The following is a 15,431-nucleotide window of genomic DNA, read 5'->3' as shown; positions in this document are numbered from 1 at the left end:
CCACTTTCGTTCTTTCCGGCTGACTCCTGCTTACCAGCACCGCGGGCCGGGAGCACGGCTTGCCCTCCCCGCGGCGGCCCACGCGCGCGGCCGCCGCGCGAACGCGGTCGCCGGCGTCCCTCGATGAGCAGGGCCGTTGGGCCCTGGCTTGGGACCGTAATTGAGCCCGTGGGCTCTGCCGCGCCCGGCGGTGCGTCCCTAACCTCCTCTCATGTGCTGCGTTAATCCCCCATTCAGGCTCCGTTTTCCTCGCCGTATGGGGGCGCGGCCATGGTAGGCACACGCCGCGGAGCGGCCGCGGAGCAGGGGCGTGCCATCACCGAGTACGTGGGCGTCATCCTCCTCGTCGCCGCGATCCTGGGGGCCGTGGTCCTGGCCGTCCCGGGCGACATCGCCGGCTCGCTGCGCTCGGCCGTCTGCCGGGCCCTCGCCGACAGCGGGCTCACCGAGGCCGAATGCGAGGACGGGGTGTCCACGCAGGCCGACCCGGAGGAGGAGATCGACTACTCGCCGGACTACTGCGTCAGGGACGGCCGCAAGGAGACCTACGGCTACAGCCTGGAGCTGGGGATCTTCTCCTTGGGTCAGGAGTACAGCTATGCGCGGGAGGACCTCTCCGACGGCAGCGTCATCATCACCTTCGTCCCCAAGACCGAGGCGGGGGTGGCCACCGGCGTCGGCTACGACTTCGGCGACGACAACGGGGTCTCGACCGGCGCCAACATCGAGGGCGGGTTCTCCGCGAAGATCGCTCCGGGCAGCACCTTCGTCTTCGACAGCGAGGCGGAGTTCGAGGAGTTCGAGGATGAGGTCAACAACGCCATCATCGAAGAGCAGCAGCGCATGATGAACCCCGAAGGCGAGATGGGCAAGGCCCTCGCCGAGCTGCTCGGGCTCTACGAGCGGCCCGAGGTGATCGACCCGCACATCCGCACCGCGACCCTGGAGACCGAGAGGTACCTCTCCGGATCGCTGGGCGCATGGAGCACCGATCCGGACAAGAAGCCCGGGCAGGACGCCGGCGGCATCAACCTCAACATCGGGGCCGAGGGCAGTGTCTCGATCAGCGAGAAGATGGACCTCTCCCGCTGGTACCTCGAAGAGGGCAACGACCAGGTCTCCAAGACCTACACCTACACGGCGACCGGTGACCTGGGCGCCACGTACCTGGGCGCCCACGCCGGAGGCGAGCTCGGTTGGAGCGGGGCCACCCGGATCATGCGCAACGAGGACGGGTCGCTGGCCAACATCCGCTACATGACCACGGTCGAGGGCGAGTTCTCCTACGGCGCCGACGTCAGCGTGGGGCAGGGCAACAGCAGGGACGCCAGGAACTACGACGAGAACGGCGGCGGGGTCGAGGCCGGGAAGAAGGAGCGCAGGCGGATCGTGCAGATGGTGCAGATGGACTTCGACACGCCCGAGGAGCAGGAGATCGGCGAGGCCATGCTCGAGTCGCGGGGTCTCGTCCCGCCGGCCAACGTCCTGAACTCCATGGCCAATCCGTTCATGGACGACAGCACCGGCGGCGAGATCAACCGCCTGCCCGGCCTCAACGCCGCCCCCTGGGACCGGCACTTCTACAACAAGGGCAGGGCCTGGCAGTACTCCACCGGCATCGACGGCGAGGCGGTCGAGCTGTCCGCCAAGCTCAAACTGGGCCTGCAGTTCGGCGTCAGCGGGGGCTGGGCCATGCAGGAGCAGCACACCTCCGACGCCCAGATCCTGGACGCCCCGTCCAACGGGGAGCGGCGGTTCGTCGAGTATCCGCCCTGCATCTCGGAGGAGGAGGGATGAGCCGCTACCGTGACCGGGTCGGCGCGCGCGGGAGAGGCGGTACAGCGGTGAAGATCATCAGGGCTCTGGCCATCGCCCTCGTCGTGTGGATCGTCGGGGTCCTCGCCGGCACGCTGCTGGTGCTGAACCTGGCGACCGTCGACCAGATGCAGGACACCGCCGGCCGGCTGGGCTGGATCGCCCTGCCCCAACTGGTGGTCTCCTTCGCGATGGTGCTGCTGGCCGGGTTCGGCTACGGGCGCCCGGGGGCGTCCCGGCTGCTTCGGGACGCCGTGGTCCTGGCCCCGGCGGCCGTGCAGCTGATCGCGGTGACGGTGCTGGGCGCCCTGGGCGAGACCCCCGGGATCGTCGTTGGGGGACGCCTGGCCGCCGGGGCGGTCGGGATGGGCGCGGCGTGGTGGCTGCTGCTGCGCCGCGATCGGCGGAGCCGGTGACCCTGCGCGGGCGGTTCCGCAGGGCGCCAGGCCCAGGGCCCGCGGCCGGTCCGGGCAGGTGTCCGGGGCGGCCGCGGGCCCGGCGGGGGTCAGCCCGACAGGCTCTCCTGGAGGGTGCCGGTGTCCTCCTCGGGCGGAGCGGCGATCTCGACCTCGGCGCCCCAGTCGGAGTAGCTGACGGTGCTCGTCGCCGGCCGGCCGTCGGGGGTGAGGATCTCGGTGCTGAACTCGCTCGGCAGGCCCTTGTCGCCGACCGTCAGGGTCCAGCTCACCTCTTCGAGGCCGGCGTCCACGAGGTCCCGGTAGGTCTCGTTGCCCGCGTCGGCGACGTCGTAGGCGGAGGTCTCACCGGTGAACCGGGTGAGTTCCGCGCCGTCCTCGGCCACGGTCTCGGGGTCCTCGGTGAGTTCGCCCAGGCGCACCACGTCGAGCCCCGTATCGCCGGTGGCCTCGGTCAGCGCGGCGTCGGTCTCGTCCAGGACGACCGTGAAGATCTCGGCGAAGGGGCCCAGCTCGCTCTCAGCCTCGGCCACGTCCTCGCGCGACAGGCGCATCCAGCTCTTGCCGTCGACGATCGCCTGGCCTTCGAGCCGGGTGTAGACGACCCCGTCGATCACGATGATCTCGGTGGTGGTCGGGGTCTCCTTGTCCGACTCCACGACCTCCATCCTGGCGGTCGGCGGGTCGAGCATCCGCAGGGTCATGGTGGTGCTCTCCACCGGGGCGGCCTCCTCCTCGTCGGGTTCGAGGCTGATGCCGACGTCCACGGTCTGGGCCGTCTCCATCCGGTCCGCGACCAGGTCGGCCAGTTCCCCGGGGTCTTCGGGGAGCTCGGCGGCCTCCATCTGCTCGGCCGGCACCGGGGACGGGACCTCGGAGGCCTCATCGCTGCCCTCGGAATCACCGCCCTGGCAGCCGGCCACGGCCAGGAGCACGGTGATCAGGGACAGAGGGCGGAGAACACGGTTCATAGACGATGCACTCTACCGACAAATCCACCGGCGACCGAAGCCGCCCGTTTCGTGGCCGAACGCGGCCACCGACGGCGTTCGAGGACTCCCGGACACCGCCGCCGTGACCTTCCGTCGTTAGTCTGCCACTGTCCCGGACTCAAGGGGCCGCCGCCACCGGCCCGGTCCTGGTTCGCCCGAACGCCCCCTGACCTGACTGGATCGGATATGACCGCCCCCCACTTTGCAGCGGCCGACGGCGACTCCGCACGCCCGTCTCCCAGAGTGGCCGCTCTGCGCAGGACGACGGCGGCGGCCGCGCTGCTCGTGCTGGTCGGAGCGGGAACGGCCGGATGCGTGAGCTCCGGGGGAGACGCGGCCGACCCGGTGCGGGAGGGCGGCGCCGCGCCGTCCGAGAGCGCCGGCCCCGGCCGCGGCGGGGCCGACCTCGCCGGAGCCGGCGGGGAATCGACGCTGGAGGTCGGCGGGGTCAAGACCGAGGCCGTCGAGAACGACACCATCGAGCTGGCCACGGCGGGGCCGATGGGCGAGGAGGACTCCTCCTCCGCCGTGCGGGAGTGGACCCCGCGGCTCACCATGGCCTTCAGCTCGGCCCGGCGCGACGGCGACGCCCTGGTGTTCGCCGGGGAGGCGACCTACCTGCACGACGAGGGCGACTACACCCTGCACAGCAAGGACTTCACCGTGCTGGACCACAACGGTGAACCCGCCGCGGAGGTCGCCGGATTCGACGAGCAGTACGACGAGTACAAGGCGGCCGAATCCGAGGTGCTCGCGGTCCTGACCCCGGACGACCCCACCCGGGAGTTCTCGGTCGCCATCGCCGGCGTCCCGCCCGAGAGCGAGGCGACGGAGTACGCCGACGGAACCTTCTCCCGCTACTTCCAGTACGAGACGCCCGAGCGGCTGTGGGGGTACACGGTCGAGGCGCCCCGGGACTACGTTCCGGGCCGCCTCTGCTACGCCGAGGGGCCGGAGTGGCACGACGTGCCGCTGTTCGAGTTCACCGACATCCCGTGCGGGTGACGCGGGCGGTGAGCGGCGGCCGGGCGCGGTGCGACCGCGTGTTCTCCCGCGGCGGCCGTCCGCGGACCTGTGGATCCGATGTTGTTCGTTTGGCCGTCTTCGGCTGAGAGGGGTTTTCGTGCGTTGGGTGTGGCGGGCGGAGTCGGGGGCCTTCAAGCTCGAATACGCCGGGTTGGTTCTTCTGGTGGCCGCGGTGGCGGCGGCGGTGATCGGTTTCGGGCTGCCCACGCAGGTGTCGTCGGGGGTGGAGTCGGCGGTGTGCACCGCCCTGGACCGTGAGGACTGCGAGCCGGGGCAGGGCGACGGGTCCTCCGGAGAGGATCCCGACGGCGGTCAGGACTCCGACGGCACCGACCCGGGCGACGGCGAGAGCCCCGAGGGCGAGTCACCGGACGGCGAGGAGGACGGCGAAGGCGAGGAGACCGGCTCCGAGGGAGAGGAGGACGGTGACGGCGCGGACACCCAGTCGGCCGTCTACGACCCGGAACTGGCCCAGGACCTTGAAGACGCCCAGGGCGAACTGTCGGATGCCGAGGCGGACCAGAGTGCGGCAGAGGAGGAGTACGGCGATCTCGACGAGGAGCTGCTGAACCTTCTCAGTGAGCTGATCGGTCTGGAGGACGCCAAGAAGTGCTTCCTCGAGGGTGACATCGGCGCGTGCCTGATGACGCTGATCACCGCGCTGCCGTGGGGCAAGCTGCTCAAGGTCGGGTCCAAGATCCCGAAGATGTGGCGGCTGTTCGACCGCTGGCGCAGTGCGCGCCGCGCCAAGAACGCCGCCGAAGAGGCGATCGAAGACGCGCGGGGCAAGGTCGACGGCGCGCTGGAGGCGTGCACGCTGAACCTCCCCGATACGCCCAACAGCTTCACCCCCGCCACCCCCGTTCTCCTCGCGAACGGCGGCCATCTGTCGATCGAGGACGTCAGCGCCGGTGATCGAGTTCTCGCAACCGATCCCGTGACCGGTGTGACAGGAGCCAGGCCGGTGACCGCCACGATCACCGACACCGGTTGGAAGAGCCTCGTCGACGTCACCGTCTTCTCCGGGGGCGCGACGGCCACCGTCACCGCGACCGACGGGCACCCCTTCTGGGACGACGCGGCGAGGCAATGGACGGATGCGGGCGAACTGAGCAGCGGCGACCGGCTCGTGACGCCGGACGGATCGTCCCTGCAGGTCGCCAGTGTGCGGAGCTACACGGCTTACCGCTCCGTCCACAATCTCTCCGTCGCCGGCATCCACACCTACTACGTCGCTGTCGGCGGCCAGAACACGCTCGTACACAACAAAGACAAGAGGAACACCGACCGCTGCGGCCGGCGGACCGCCCCTGAGCAGAGGAGGCTCGCCACAGGGCTGGGATACGAGCCGACGGGGCAGACGTCGCACGGCCAGCCCGTCTTCAAGCGGTCGAAGAAGGCCCCGAAGTCACTTCCCAAGTTCATCAGCGGCGACGTCGACGTTCACAATGGAGGCGACTTCAAGGGGGCCAACAGCATCGATGCCCTGGGGAGCAAGGAGACCCGTTCAGGGACGTACAAGATCGCCTATGACGAGAGCGGAAAGCCGAAGGGGCTGGAGTGGTTCAAGGACTGACCCGCACTTTCCGGATCGAGAAGGACCCGGAGAAGGAAGGCGAGTGGAGTTCCGTCTCCGATGTCGGAAAGGAGTTCGGAGGCGCCGAACTGACCTGGGACGCCTATCTCCGGGTGGAGGAGGCTTATCTGCGAGCGATCAGGATCCTCGCGGACGCCTACGGGGTGACGGAGATTTCGGTCCGCCACCCGGAAGCGTGGTCTCCGCTTCCCGGCTGGCTGACGGAGTTCCGCGACGGAACCGTCCTGAGCCTGGAGACGGCCGTCCGGGTCGCGCGCGCGGTCCTGCGGGAATCGGGGATCTTCTGTCATCTGGTGAGCGAAGGGAGGATCGACCTCTCTTTCGGCCGGGACTACACGGTCTACGCCGACGTCGCCGGAGACCCCGATGAGGCGCTGGCGCGGATTCGCGGCACGGGACTGGACGTCCTGGACGAATCAGCATCCGCCGACCCCTTCCGGGACGTGGACGACGATGAGTTCTTCCGTCTCCCCGCCGACGCGGATTTCTGGCTTCGTCTGAGCGAGCGGATCGGGCGGCGGCGGGGCCGGCACCTGCTTCTGGAGCGCTGGGCCCAGGGAACCTATGGGCAGAGCTGGTACGCGCTCTTGCCCGGCGATTCGGAGGCGGTCCGTCGCCGGGTCCGTCCGCGGTCGCAGGTGTTCGCCTTCTTCGACGTGGACGTCTTCGGCCCCGCGAAGCTGCGGGACAGGGCCGGGTCGCTGTCCGAGGACGACGTCGACGACCTGGAGCCGTGGATTCGGGCGGTGCCCGCGGAGCCGCCTCGGCTGGAGACCGAGTACTTCACCGATCCGGAGTCGGTCACCGCCTTGGCGGAGTCCGCTGGGACGTCCGCGGAGGCGTTCTTCTTCGTGCACCCGGGGCTGAACCCCGAAGGCGAGGACCGGCTGGTCGGCGTGGTGCCGGATCCGGACGGCCGGGTCCGGGGAAGGTGGCCCGCCTACTGAGATCCCACCCGCCGGGGCCGGTGACCGGCATGGAAACGGCGGCAAGGATCTGGTCGGGCTTCGGGTGTTCACCGATGCGGTGCGGCCTTGTGGCCGGCCGGGTGGCGGGTGGTCCGCGCCGAAAAGCGGCACCGAGGGCGGCGGCGGGTCCGGACGGGTTCGGACATCCTTCCGCCGCGCCTCCTCTTCGCCGATCTTGGCTTTATGGGCCCTGAAGACGGCTGATGGGGAAAAGGCTGATGGGAAAAGACCGCTGCCGTTTTCGAATTCCACTGGAGCACCGGCGACCGGAGGACGGGAATGCGTGTTGTCCGGGCCGTTTCCGGATTCTCGAAGGCGGACGACTCCCTGGTGTGGGAGACGGAGGTGGGCGATGACGTCGTGGCCGAGGTCGGGGCGGCCTCCGATACGAGTGGCGATCCTGAGATGTACAACGCCTATCCGCTCGAAGGGGAGCTCCTGCGGAAAGTGAGCCGCATCGCCGGATTCGAGATCGATGCGGACCTGGATTACCTCCTTGAGACCTATACGCAAGGGTGAACGGTGCGGGCGGGCCCGCCCCCGCCTGTCCGCGCACGGTGGCCGGTTGCGGTCCTGCATCTGGTCGAGGTGCTGCCCATCCGGTATTTTCGTGCGGCCGTCTTCGGCTGAGAGGGGTTTTCGTGCGTTGGGTGTGGCGGGCGGAGTCGGGGGCCTTCAAGCTCGAATACGCCGGGTTGGTTCTTCTGGTGGCCGCGGTGGCGGCGGCGGTGATCGGTTTCGGGTTGCCCACGCAGGTGTCGTCGGGGGTGGAGTCGGCGGTGTGCACCGCCCTGGACCGTGAGGACTGCGAGCCGGGGCAGGGCGACGGGTCCTCCGGAGAGGATCCCGACGGCGGTCAGGACTCCGACGGCACCGACCCGGGCGACGGCGAGAGCCCCGAGGGCGAGTCACCGGACGGCGAGGAGGACGGCGAAGGCGAGGAGGAGGACGTTCCGGTCGAGGAGGAGGGGGATTCCTTCGACTGGGACGAACTCAACGCCGACTACGCCGACTACGAGGACGCCCAGCGCGATCTCTGGGATGCCGAGGCGGACCAGAGTGCGGCCGAGGAGGAGTACGGCGATCTCGACGAGGAGCTGCTGAACCTTCTCAGTGAGCTGATCGGTCTGGAGGACGCCAAGAAGTGCTTCCTCGAGGGTGACATCGGCGCGTGCCTGATGACGCTGATCACCGCGCTGCCGTGGGGCAAGCTGCTCAAGGTCGGGTCCAAGATCCCGAAGATGTGGCGGCTGTTCGACCGCTGGCGCAGTGCGCGCCGCGCCAAGAACGCCGCCGACGAGGCGGTCGACGGGGCGCGCAGCAGGCTGGACGACGCCGCAGCGGCCTGCCTGGTCCCGAACAGCTTCGAGGCGGGAACACCGGTCCTGCTCGGAGACGGCGACAGGGTGCCCATTGAGCAGGTCCGGGTCGGCGACCTGGTGGTCGCGTCCGATCCGGTCACGGGGCGGACCGCCTCCCGGCACGTCACCGCCACGATCGACGGGGTCGGCAGACGGGACATGGTGGAGGTCGGCCTCGCCGGAGGAGGCGGGAGCATCCGCGTCACGGCCGGCCACCCCTTCTGGGAGAAGGACGAGGACGACTGGGTCAGCGCCGAGGACCTTCGGGTGGGCGACCGGCTCACCTCGTCCGCGGGCGCCGACGTCGTCGTGGGGAGCCTTCGCCACTACGATCAGGAAGACGAGGTCTTCAACCTCACCGTCGCCGGTTTCCACACCTACCACGTCTCCGGCGGAGGCTCCGACGTCCTGGTCCACAACTCCAGCAGGAGGTGCCCGACCAAGACGGACCGCATCAAGGAGCACCTGACCGAAAGAGACCTCGACGCCGCCCGTCGGGAGCTGGACGGAGAGGTGGTCGCGAGGAAGCCCGACGGTACCCCGTGGGACCATGTGAACGAAGTGCGCGAGGCCCAGCAGGGCCTCAGGAACCGCATCCAGCAGATCCAGCGGCGTCTGGGGGACTCGCGCGTCACCGACGCCGAGAGAACCGAGCTCGAAGAGGAGCTGAGTGAGGCGAGCAGGCTGCTGGACCACTCGGAAGGGTTTGTGCCGCCCCAATGACGACCGGGATTTCCCGCAGCCGCGCGAAGAGGCTTCTGGACGAGGCCAAGAGCGGACGCCTTTCCGGCGCGGAACTGGACGAGGTCGTGCGGGCGCTCCAGGGCCCTCCCGAGGCCCTCGACGCCGACCTGTACACCCTGCTGCACATCGTGGGGCTGGCCTCGGATGCGGACGCCCACGCGGGACTGGTGGAGCGCTTCGTCGACCATCGCGAGGACCCGCCGGTCGCCGCGCTGGCCCTGAAGGTCCTGTGCCTGTGGTGGGGGAGGACCGGGGACCGGCTGGAGGAGGTCCGGGCCGCCCTGGAGGGCGCGGAGTGGGACGAGGACGAGGACGCGCGCCTGGCCGCCTGCTCGATCGCCGGTGAGTACCTCCGCGACCACGCCGACCCGGCGCTGCTCCGGATACTGATGGCAACCGCCGAGGACCGGGAGGCTCTTCCCGGTACCCGCGAGCATGCGCTGTACGAAGTGGGCAGGGCGCTCGGCCACTCACACGAGGAACTGCTGCACCGGAAGTCCTCCGGGAGGCCCGTGCTGCCGGGCGTGCTCGGCGAGGAGGCCGCCGCGCGCCTCGCGCGGGAGGAGCCCGGTTAGGCCCGCTCCCGGTCCTCCCGGCCCCGGCGGTCGGCGGATTCGGCGGGTCCGGCCCCTGATATTCGCCGAACAATCGCCGGCGGAATGGTTAACGGCAAATGGCGGCCCGGTGGCGCGGAATGCGGCTGCTCAAGCCGTTTCTTCCCGGGATGAATTCCCTGTGGCGCTCTGAGCTGCGGACGGGCTAATTCCCCGTCCACCCGGCGCGGCCGCATCCGGCCTCGAAGGCGGGGCATTGGGCCCTGGTGGGCCCAATGCCTGGGCCTACCGGGGGCACCTGCCGGAACATATTCTCTGAACCGCTCACACTCCATGCGATGTCGCGGACCCAGGGAGATGCGTTGTTCCTCGGCGAATCGGGTGCCCACCGCGATGCGGGGGCTTCGATCACGGAGTACATGGCGGTGATCCTGCTGGTCGCGGCCGTGGCCGGAGCCGTGGTCGTCACCGCGGTCCCGGCGCGGATCTCCGAAGGAATTCGCAACGCGATCTGCAGGGTATTGCAGTCGGAATGCGTCCCCTCCGAGGAGGACCAGGCCCAGGGCGACCCGGACGAGGATTTCCATCCGACGCGGTGCGAGGTTTACCAGACCCAGGACAAGGCCGGTTATTCGCTGTACGTTGCAATATTCAAATTCGGTGAAGAGTACGCGTTCATGGAGCAGCAGATGGCGGACGGAAGCTATCGTCTGACCCTGATGCCGCACAACGCGGAAATCGGGGTGGAGGGAAAGCTCTTCCAGATCAAAGGGGAGGGTGGAAGGAACTTCCAGCTCGGCGGCGAGGCGAAGATCGGCGCCTATTTCAAGGCCGGCGTGGGCGACACCTGGGTCTTCGAGGACGAGGCGGAGGCGCAGTCCTTCAAGGACGACATCATCGAGAACCAGATGGCCATGGACGCCATGGCCCGCAATCCCGGTGCCGGGATCTACTACTGGATCAATCCGCCGCCGGAGATCCCCGATCCGAGCATGACCACGGTGACCACGCGCCTGGAGGCCGGCGCGAACGCCGAAGCCGGTGTCAGCGTCAAGACCTCCGAAGCCGAGCAGTACTTCAACATCGGAACGGGTTTCACCGGAAAGTTCCGCGTCGGCGGCCAGATCGCCGTGCGCACCGACAACCGCAGGCCCGATGACCCCGACTACCCGCTCAGCGCGACGACCTACCAGCTCGACGGCCAGTTGGGCGCGGGCAGCGAGATCCTGGGCGGGGGCGAGGAGAACCTGCACAACTGGGCCGGAGCCGTGCGCGTCACCCGCAACAGCAAGGGCGAGCCGGTCGAGATCCTCTACACCACCACCGTCGAGGAATCACTGGTCAGCAAGGACCGGGCCGGTGGGAACGGCAGGAACGGCAAGGGTGGGGCCAAGGACAAGGACGGCGACGGCATCCTGCAGGAGACGCGCACCGTCATCGCGCTCGACACCCCCGAAGAACGCGCGGTCGCCGAGGAGTACCTGCGAAACGAGGGGCTCACCGGCATGCCCGCGATCGCCTTCAGCCAGTTGTTCGACGACGGCGACTCCCTGCTCACCCGGCCTCCGCCCGGGGCGAGCGAATTCGAGGAGCTGCTGTACGAGCAGGCCTGGGTCTCCAGCATCGCGCAGGAGAAGACCACCGACGCCCAGAGCTACGGCGGAAAGGTGGCGCTGGGCGTCGGACTGGGGTTGAAGATCTCGACCGAGTCCTCGCAGGCGCGCACCGTCGAATCGGAGTTCCTCGGCGCGCCCCGGCCCGACGGCACCCGCCGGTTCCAGGAGTTCCCTGAATGCCTCGCGGAGCCGCAATGACCGGGCGGCGGTCTCTCCTCGCGCTCGGCGCCGCTCTGGGTGCAGCCCTCGTGGCCCTCGCCGCGCTCGCCGGCTGCGCTCCGGCGCCGGACCCGATCGCACCGGGCCACCCGGTGGTGCTGCGGCTCCCGAGCGGCTGGGAGGCCGCTCCGGTGCCCGGCTCCGGTGACCCGGCGGCCGGGGGCGCCGGCGCGGATCCGGTCGTCTACGCCGCGCGCCCCGCCGACGACGGCGGTGCCGCAGGGCTCACCGTGAGCGCCCTGCCCGGCCGGGTCTCCACGATCGAATCGGGCGTGTCCGTCGCCGAGGCCGGCAGGGAGCTGCTGCGGCCCGACTACCGCGGCGAGCCCCCGGTCGAGCTGGAGGTCCCGGGAGCCGACGAGGCGCGCCGCGTCGACTACGCCTACACCTGCGCCGACTCGGGCGGGTCGTGCGCGGGGACCGCGTTCGTCATGCTGCGCGACCGCGACCTCTACATCGTCCGCGTCAGCCGGAGGGAGGGCGGCGGCACCGCCCCCGGCGTGGCCGATGATCTTCAGGAGACCCTCGCATTGGCGCAGTGAGAGCGGGCGGGCGGAGCCGTGCCGCGCGGAAAGGACGGGTGGATCGGGTGAGAGATGCGGGATGGGCCGCGGCCGTCGTGCTGGGCGGCTGGCTGGCGGTCATGGTCGGATACGCGTTGTCCGGCGCGGTCGCGGTCGCCCTGTGGCCCCGGCCGTCGGACGATCCGGCGGACCCGGCCGAACCGAGCATGGTCACCGATGTGGTCGGCGCGGTGCTGCTGCTGGGAATCGTCGCCGCCGTCACCTGGCTCGGAGCGCGGCTGGTGACGGAGCGGACGTCCCTGGCCCCGCGTTCCCGCGCGGTCGTGGCGGCCGCGGGGCCGCTGATCGGCGTCGCGATGACGCTGGCGCTCTTCCTCATGGGCGGCGGGCTGCTCTGGGCCGCGCTGGCCCACGCCGCGGCGGCCGCTCTGGGAGCCGCGGCGGGAGGCTACATCGGAACCCGCGGCTGACCCCGCGTCGGCCGCCGGGCCCGGCGGCCGACGCGGGGTCAGGTGTCGGCCGGTCGCAGGGTGATGGTGACGGTGTAGGGATGCTCCTCGGCGGCGATCGCGTCGATGCTCGCCTCGTAGTCGCCCACGGTCTGGGTGTGCCCGACCGGACCGCTGACCACGACGGTGTCGATGCCCTCGCCGTCGAAGTGCACTTCGGCGCTGTCGGCGGTGATGGCGAACACCGCGGCCGTGAGGTCGTCGGCGCCGAAGGGGCCCCGCGTGCCTTCGGCGAGCCGCTGGCTGACCGCGCCGGGTTCGGTGGGGGAGGGCGGCGGTGGCGCCATGGAAACGTCCGATTCGCTCGTCTGCGGCGGTTGTGTCGGCGGCGTCTCAGGGGATCCGGTGCACCCGCCCACGGCGAGCACGGCCGCGATCGCACCGCCGCCGACCGCGGTTTGCCACATGCGCATGTTCGCTCCTTGCTCAGTCATCGAGGGGAATGCTCTGGATACCGCTGAAGTTGCCCGCGATCTCCTCGTACTCGACGGTGCGCTTGCCCTGTCGTGGGCTCACGAGCTCAACTTAGGGCCCGAACGTCAATGGGCGCCCGGCCCCTCCTGCGCCGGGCGCCCCTTGAGGATGGTCGGTGGGGTCACGCGGCCGTGTCAGGGTCCTCGGCGGGCTTGAGGGCGAGCTCGAACCAGACGAGGCGGCCGGCGGAACCGCCGCGGCTGTCCCATGCGGTTGCGAGAGCGGAGAGCAGGCACAGGCCGCGCCCGCACTCCTCGTCGTCGTAGGCGGGGACGGGGATGGGCAGCGTGTGGGCGCCCTGGTCGCGGACGCTGACCCGCAGCACGTCGGCGTCGAAGGTCGCGATGACGGAGAAGACCCCGCCGCGCTGCCCGCTGCGGGTGTGCCGTACCGCGTTGGTGGCGACCTCGGAGAGCAGGAGCGCGGCTGTTTCACGGACGTCGTCGGAGTAGGGGAGCAGGACCCGACGGATCCAGTCGCGGCAGCGGCCCACGCTGGAGTCGACGCCGGAGAACATGACGCCGCGGGTCTCGGGGAGCTCGGGGAGTTCGTCGTGCACGGGGGTCACCCACTTGAGGAGAAAGCCGACATTCGCCACTTCGCCGTCACTATCCAACTAGAAGCCAAGTACTCTTAAGTGGCATGATGCCAATTTAGAGGGCGTGGTCACGCTCTGGCAAGAGTCAATGACAGAATGGTCGGATATGACTACAGGCAGGACCAGTAAGGTCCGTCGGCAGCTCCTGGGCGATGCCCTCCGTGAGATCCGACAGGATCGCGGTGAGAGCGGCGAGGCCGTGGGCAAGGCGCTGGACTGGCACTCGACCACCGTCAACCGTTACGAGTCGGGACGCCGGTCCATCAAGCGCGACCAGTTGAAAGCGCTGATGGACTACTACAAGGTCTCAGGCGGACAGCGGGACAGACTGCTCAGCATGTGGCGGCGGGCGGCGGAACCGTCGTGGTGGTACCCCTACCGGGACATCCTGCGTCCGGAGTATGCGGCTCTGATCGACCTTGAGTCCGATGCCACCACCATCCGCACCTACACCAGCGTTGTCACCGGCTTGCTCCAGACCGAGCCCTATGCTCATGCGCTGATCAGCAGTGGCGGGCAAGAGATCAGTGCCGACGAGATCGAGCGCCGTGTCGAGGTCCGGATGGAACGGCAGAAGATCCTCGACAAGTCTGATACGCCACGCTTCTGGGCGATCATGGACGAGGCCGCGCTGCGTCGGGAGATCGGTGGCCCAGAGGTCATGCGAACTCAGCTTGCCCACCTGCTCGATGTGATCAAGCGAGAACGCATCACCGTACAGGTCATCCCATTCCAGGTCGGGGCGCATCCCGCCACGGCGGGCAGCTTTACGGTGCTGGAGCTGTCCAACGACAAGCGCGTCGTCTATCTGGAGACCGTGGCCGGCGATCTCTACCTCGAACAGCCTCACGAAATCGGAGCGTGCGAAACTGCCTTCGAGCACCTGAACGGGGCCGCCCTCGACCGGGCGGGGTCCGCCAGACTCATCGCCTCAATCCTCAAGGAGTACCGGTGATTCCCCTTCACTGGCGTAAGTCCAGCTACAGCCATCAGCATGGCGACTGCGTCGAGGTCGCCGACCTTCCCCTCAGACGGGCCGTTCGCGATTCCAAGAATCCCGAATGCGGGAATCTGTCGTTCGACGCCGTGGAGTGGCGCGCCTTCGTGGCCGCCGTGCGGGACGGCGAGTTGTAGCCTTCGGCCCCTACCGGCCGCTCCTCGGCTCATCGGGCTTTGACCGCTGTGCTCGCGGGGCGAGGTGGGACTTCAGGGCCCGGATTCACTGTGCCGCCGGCGCTGCATGCACTGCGAAAGCCAACCCCTGTGCGAACCCGATCCTCAAACATCAGTCAGAGACCGGTCATCGTGAGCGCCGCGTCGGACTGACTCGGATGCGTCGACCGTCCAGCGTCCGAAACTCGGACACGGCCGCGGACGGCCGCGATCCGCCGCCTGTCAGTACCAGTTGTCGCTGAAGCCGGGACCGTCCGTGGGGTTCTGCCAGAAGGCCCAGGCCGCGCACGGGGTGCCGTAGCGGTCCTCGATGTAGTCCAGACCCCAGTCGATCTGGACGGGAGCGTTGTTCCGGTAGCCGGGCGGGGGAGTGTGGGCCCCGGGGTGAAGCTGCGGGATGCCGTGCGCGCCACCGCTGGGGTTGGTGGCGGTGTGGTTCCAGTTGCTCTCGTGGTGCCAGAGGGTCTCCAGGCACTTCCATTCTTTCCCGGTGAAGCCACGTTCGGCGGCCATTTTCATGCCGAGCGCCTTGTTCTCCTCGTTGTCGCCGCCGGTGTTGCCGGTGTAGCCGCCGAAGGAAAACTGCTCCGGCTCCTCGGGCCGGTCGTGCTCGGTCCAGGTCTCCCCGTTGCACTCCGGGCCCTCGACGAGGCAGACCATGTCCCGCACCGAGTCATGGATCGTGTCGCCGACGTTGGTCTGACTGATCGACAGGATGATGCTGCCGGCCAGCAGGGTCAGCCCGCCGGCCTCCAGGAAGGAGGAGCCGCGGTCGTCGCCGGGAATTCTTCTTCGTACACGAAACGAGAGGAAGTGCCAGGGGGGTGGGGGCACCGATCGCTCCT

17 protein-coding genes are annotated in these 15,431 nt (G+C 69.3%); 13 read left to right on the top strand and 4 right to left on the bottom strand.

Annotation, left to right across the window (positions count from 1 at the left end):
- Positions 1-270 precede the first annotated feature (270 nt).
- On the top strand, positions 271-1,797 hold the full coding sequence (locus HDA32_RS21325; protein WP_179644899.1) for a hypothetical protein: 1,527 nt from the start codon (positions 271-273) through the stop codon (positions 1,795-1,797).
- Positions 1,794-2,231, top strand: coding sequence for a hypothetical protein (locus HDA32_RS21320; protein ID WP_179644898.1), 438 nt, complete (start codon positions 1,794-1,796; stop codon positions 2,229-2,231). Before HDA32_RS21325 ends, HDA32_RS21320 begins: the two co-directional genes overlap by 4 nt.
- An 89-nt stretch (positions 2,232-2,320) precedes the next feature.
- Here HDA32_RS21320 and HDA32_RS21315 read toward each other — a convergent pair whose 3' ends face one another.
- Positions 2,321-3,202, bottom strand: coding sequence for an SCO4651 family lipoprotein (locus HDA32_RS21315; protein WP_246334442.1), 882 nt, complete (start codon positions 3,200-3,202; stop codon positions 2,321-2,323).
- A gap of 207 nt (positions 3,203-3,409) precedes the next feature.
- Between HDA32_RS21315 and HDA32_RS21310 the strand changes: the two genes are divergently transcribed.
- The 9 genes from HDA32_RS21310 to HDA32_RS21270 all read left to right on the top strand — a co-directional run bounded on the left by HDA32_RS21310 (position 3,410) and on the right by HDA32_RS21270 (position 12,302).
- Positions 3,410-4,228 (top strand): hypothetical protein, encoded by an 819-nt coding sequence (locus HDA32_RS21310; protein ID WP_246334441.1) that lies wholly within the window; start codon positions 3,410-3,412, stop codon positions 4,226-4,228.
- 118 nt (positions 4,229-4,346) lie between these two features.
- On the top strand, positions 4,347-5,825 hold the full coding sequence (locus HDA32_RS31870; RefSeq protein WP_179644897.1) for a toxin C-terminal domain-containing protein: 1,479 nt from the start codon (positions 4,347-4,349) through the stop codon (positions 5,823-5,825).
- Positions 5,810-6,793, top strand: coding sequence for a hypothetical protein (locus tag HDA32_RS21300; protein ID WP_179644896.1), 984 nt, complete (start codon positions 5,810-5,812; stop codon positions 6,791-6,793). The genes HDA32_RS31870 and HDA32_RS21300 overlap by 16 nt, the downstream gene beginning before the upstream one ends.
- Positions 6,794-7,093: 300 nt before the next feature.
- On the top strand, positions 7,094-7,333 hold the full coding sequence (locus HDA32_RS21295; protein WP_179644895.1) for a DUF7683 domain-containing protein: 240 nt from the start codon (positions 7,094-7,096) through the stop codon (positions 7,331-7,333).
- 122 nt (positions 7,334-7,455) lie between these two features.
- Positions 7,456-8,898 carry a polymorphic toxin type 28 domain-containing protein gene (locus HDA32_RS31865; protein WP_179644894.1) on the top strand — a complete coding sequence of 481 codons (1,443 nt, stop codon included), beginning with the start codon at positions 7,456-7,458 and terminating at the stop codon, positions 8,896-8,898.
- Positions 8,895-9,494 carry a hypothetical protein gene (locus HDA32_RS21285; protein ID WP_179644893.1) on the top strand — a complete coding sequence of 200 codons (600 nt, stop codon included), beginning with the start codon at positions 8,895-8,897 and terminating at the stop codon, positions 9,492-9,494. Before HDA32_RS31865 ends, HDA32_RS21285 begins: the two co-directional genes overlap by 4 nt.
- A gap of 317 nt (positions 9,495-9,811) precedes the next feature.
- A complete protein-coding gene (locus HDA32_RS21280; RefSeq protein WP_246334440.1) occupies positions 9,812-11,287 on the top strand; it encodes a hypothetical protein in 1,476 nt (491 codons plus the stop codon).
- A complete protein-coding gene (locus tag HDA32_RS21275) occupies positions 11,284-11,850 on the top strand; it encodes a hypothetical protein (protein ID WP_179644892.1) in 567 nt (188 codons plus the stop codon). The genes HDA32_RS21280 and HDA32_RS21275 overlap by 4 nt, the downstream gene beginning before the upstream one ends.
- Before the next feature lie 47 nt (positions 11,851-11,897).
- Positions 11,898-12,302 (top strand): hypothetical protein, encoded by a 405-nt coding sequence (locus HDA32_RS21270; RefSeq protein ID WP_179644891.1) that lies wholly within the window; start codon positions 11,898-11,900, stop codon positions 12,300-12,302.
- 38 nt (positions 12,303-12,340) lie between these two features.
- On the opposite strand, the gene HDA32_RS21265 is transcribed toward HDA32_RS21270, so the two are convergent.
- Both HDA32_RS21265 and HDA32_RS21260 read right to left on the bottom strand, forming a co-directional pair.
- Positions 12,341-12,754 (bottom strand): hypothetical protein, encoded by a 414-nt coding sequence (locus HDA32_RS21265; protein ID WP_179644890.1) that lies wholly within the window; start codon positions 12,752-12,754, stop codon positions 12,341-12,343.
- A 182-nt stretch (positions 12,755-12,936) separates the two neighbouring features.
- Positions 12,937-13,383, bottom strand: coding sequence for an ATP-binding protein (locus HDA32_RS21260; RefSeq protein ID WP_179644889.1), 447 nt, complete (start codon positions 13,381-13,383; stop codon positions 12,937-12,939).
- A gap of 118 nt (positions 13,384-13,501) precedes the next feature.
- Here HDA32_RS21260 and HDA32_RS30925 point away from each other — a divergent pair, with 118 nt between their 5' ends.
- Positions 13,502-14,368 carry a helix-turn-helix domain-containing protein gene (locus HDA32_RS30925; protein WP_312863435.1) on the top strand — a complete coding sequence of 289 codons (867 nt, stop codon included), beginning with the start codon at positions 13,502-13,504 and terminating at the stop codon, positions 14,366-14,368.
- On the top strand, positions 14,365-14,547 hold the full coding sequence (locus tag HDA32_RS30920; protein ID WP_179644887.1) for a DUF397 domain-containing protein: 183 nt from the start codon (positions 14,365-14,367) through the stop codon (positions 14,545-14,547). Before HDA32_RS30925 ends, HDA32_RS30920 begins: the two co-directional genes overlap by 4 nt.
- A gap of 261 nt (positions 14,548-14,808) precedes the next feature.
- Here HDA32_RS30920 and HDA32_RS21245 read toward each other — a convergent pair whose 3' ends face one another.
- Positions 14,809-15,420 (bottom strand): aggregation-promoting factor C-terminal-like domain-containing protein, encoded by a 612-nt coding sequence (locus HDA32_RS21245; protein WP_312863273.1) that lies wholly within the window; start codon positions 15,418-15,420, stop codon positions 14,809-14,811.
- Positions 15,421-15,431 lie beyond the last annotated feature (11 nt).

The sequence above is a fragment of the Spinactinospora alkalitolerans genome (genome assembly GCF_013408795.1).
Lineage (GTDB): Bacteria > Actinomycetota > Actinomycetes > Streptosporangiales > Streptosporangiaceae > Spinactinospora > Spinactinospora alkalitolerans.
Note: the sequence above shows the minus strand (reverse complement) of the source record. Positions and strands in the feature narration are given on the sequence as shown.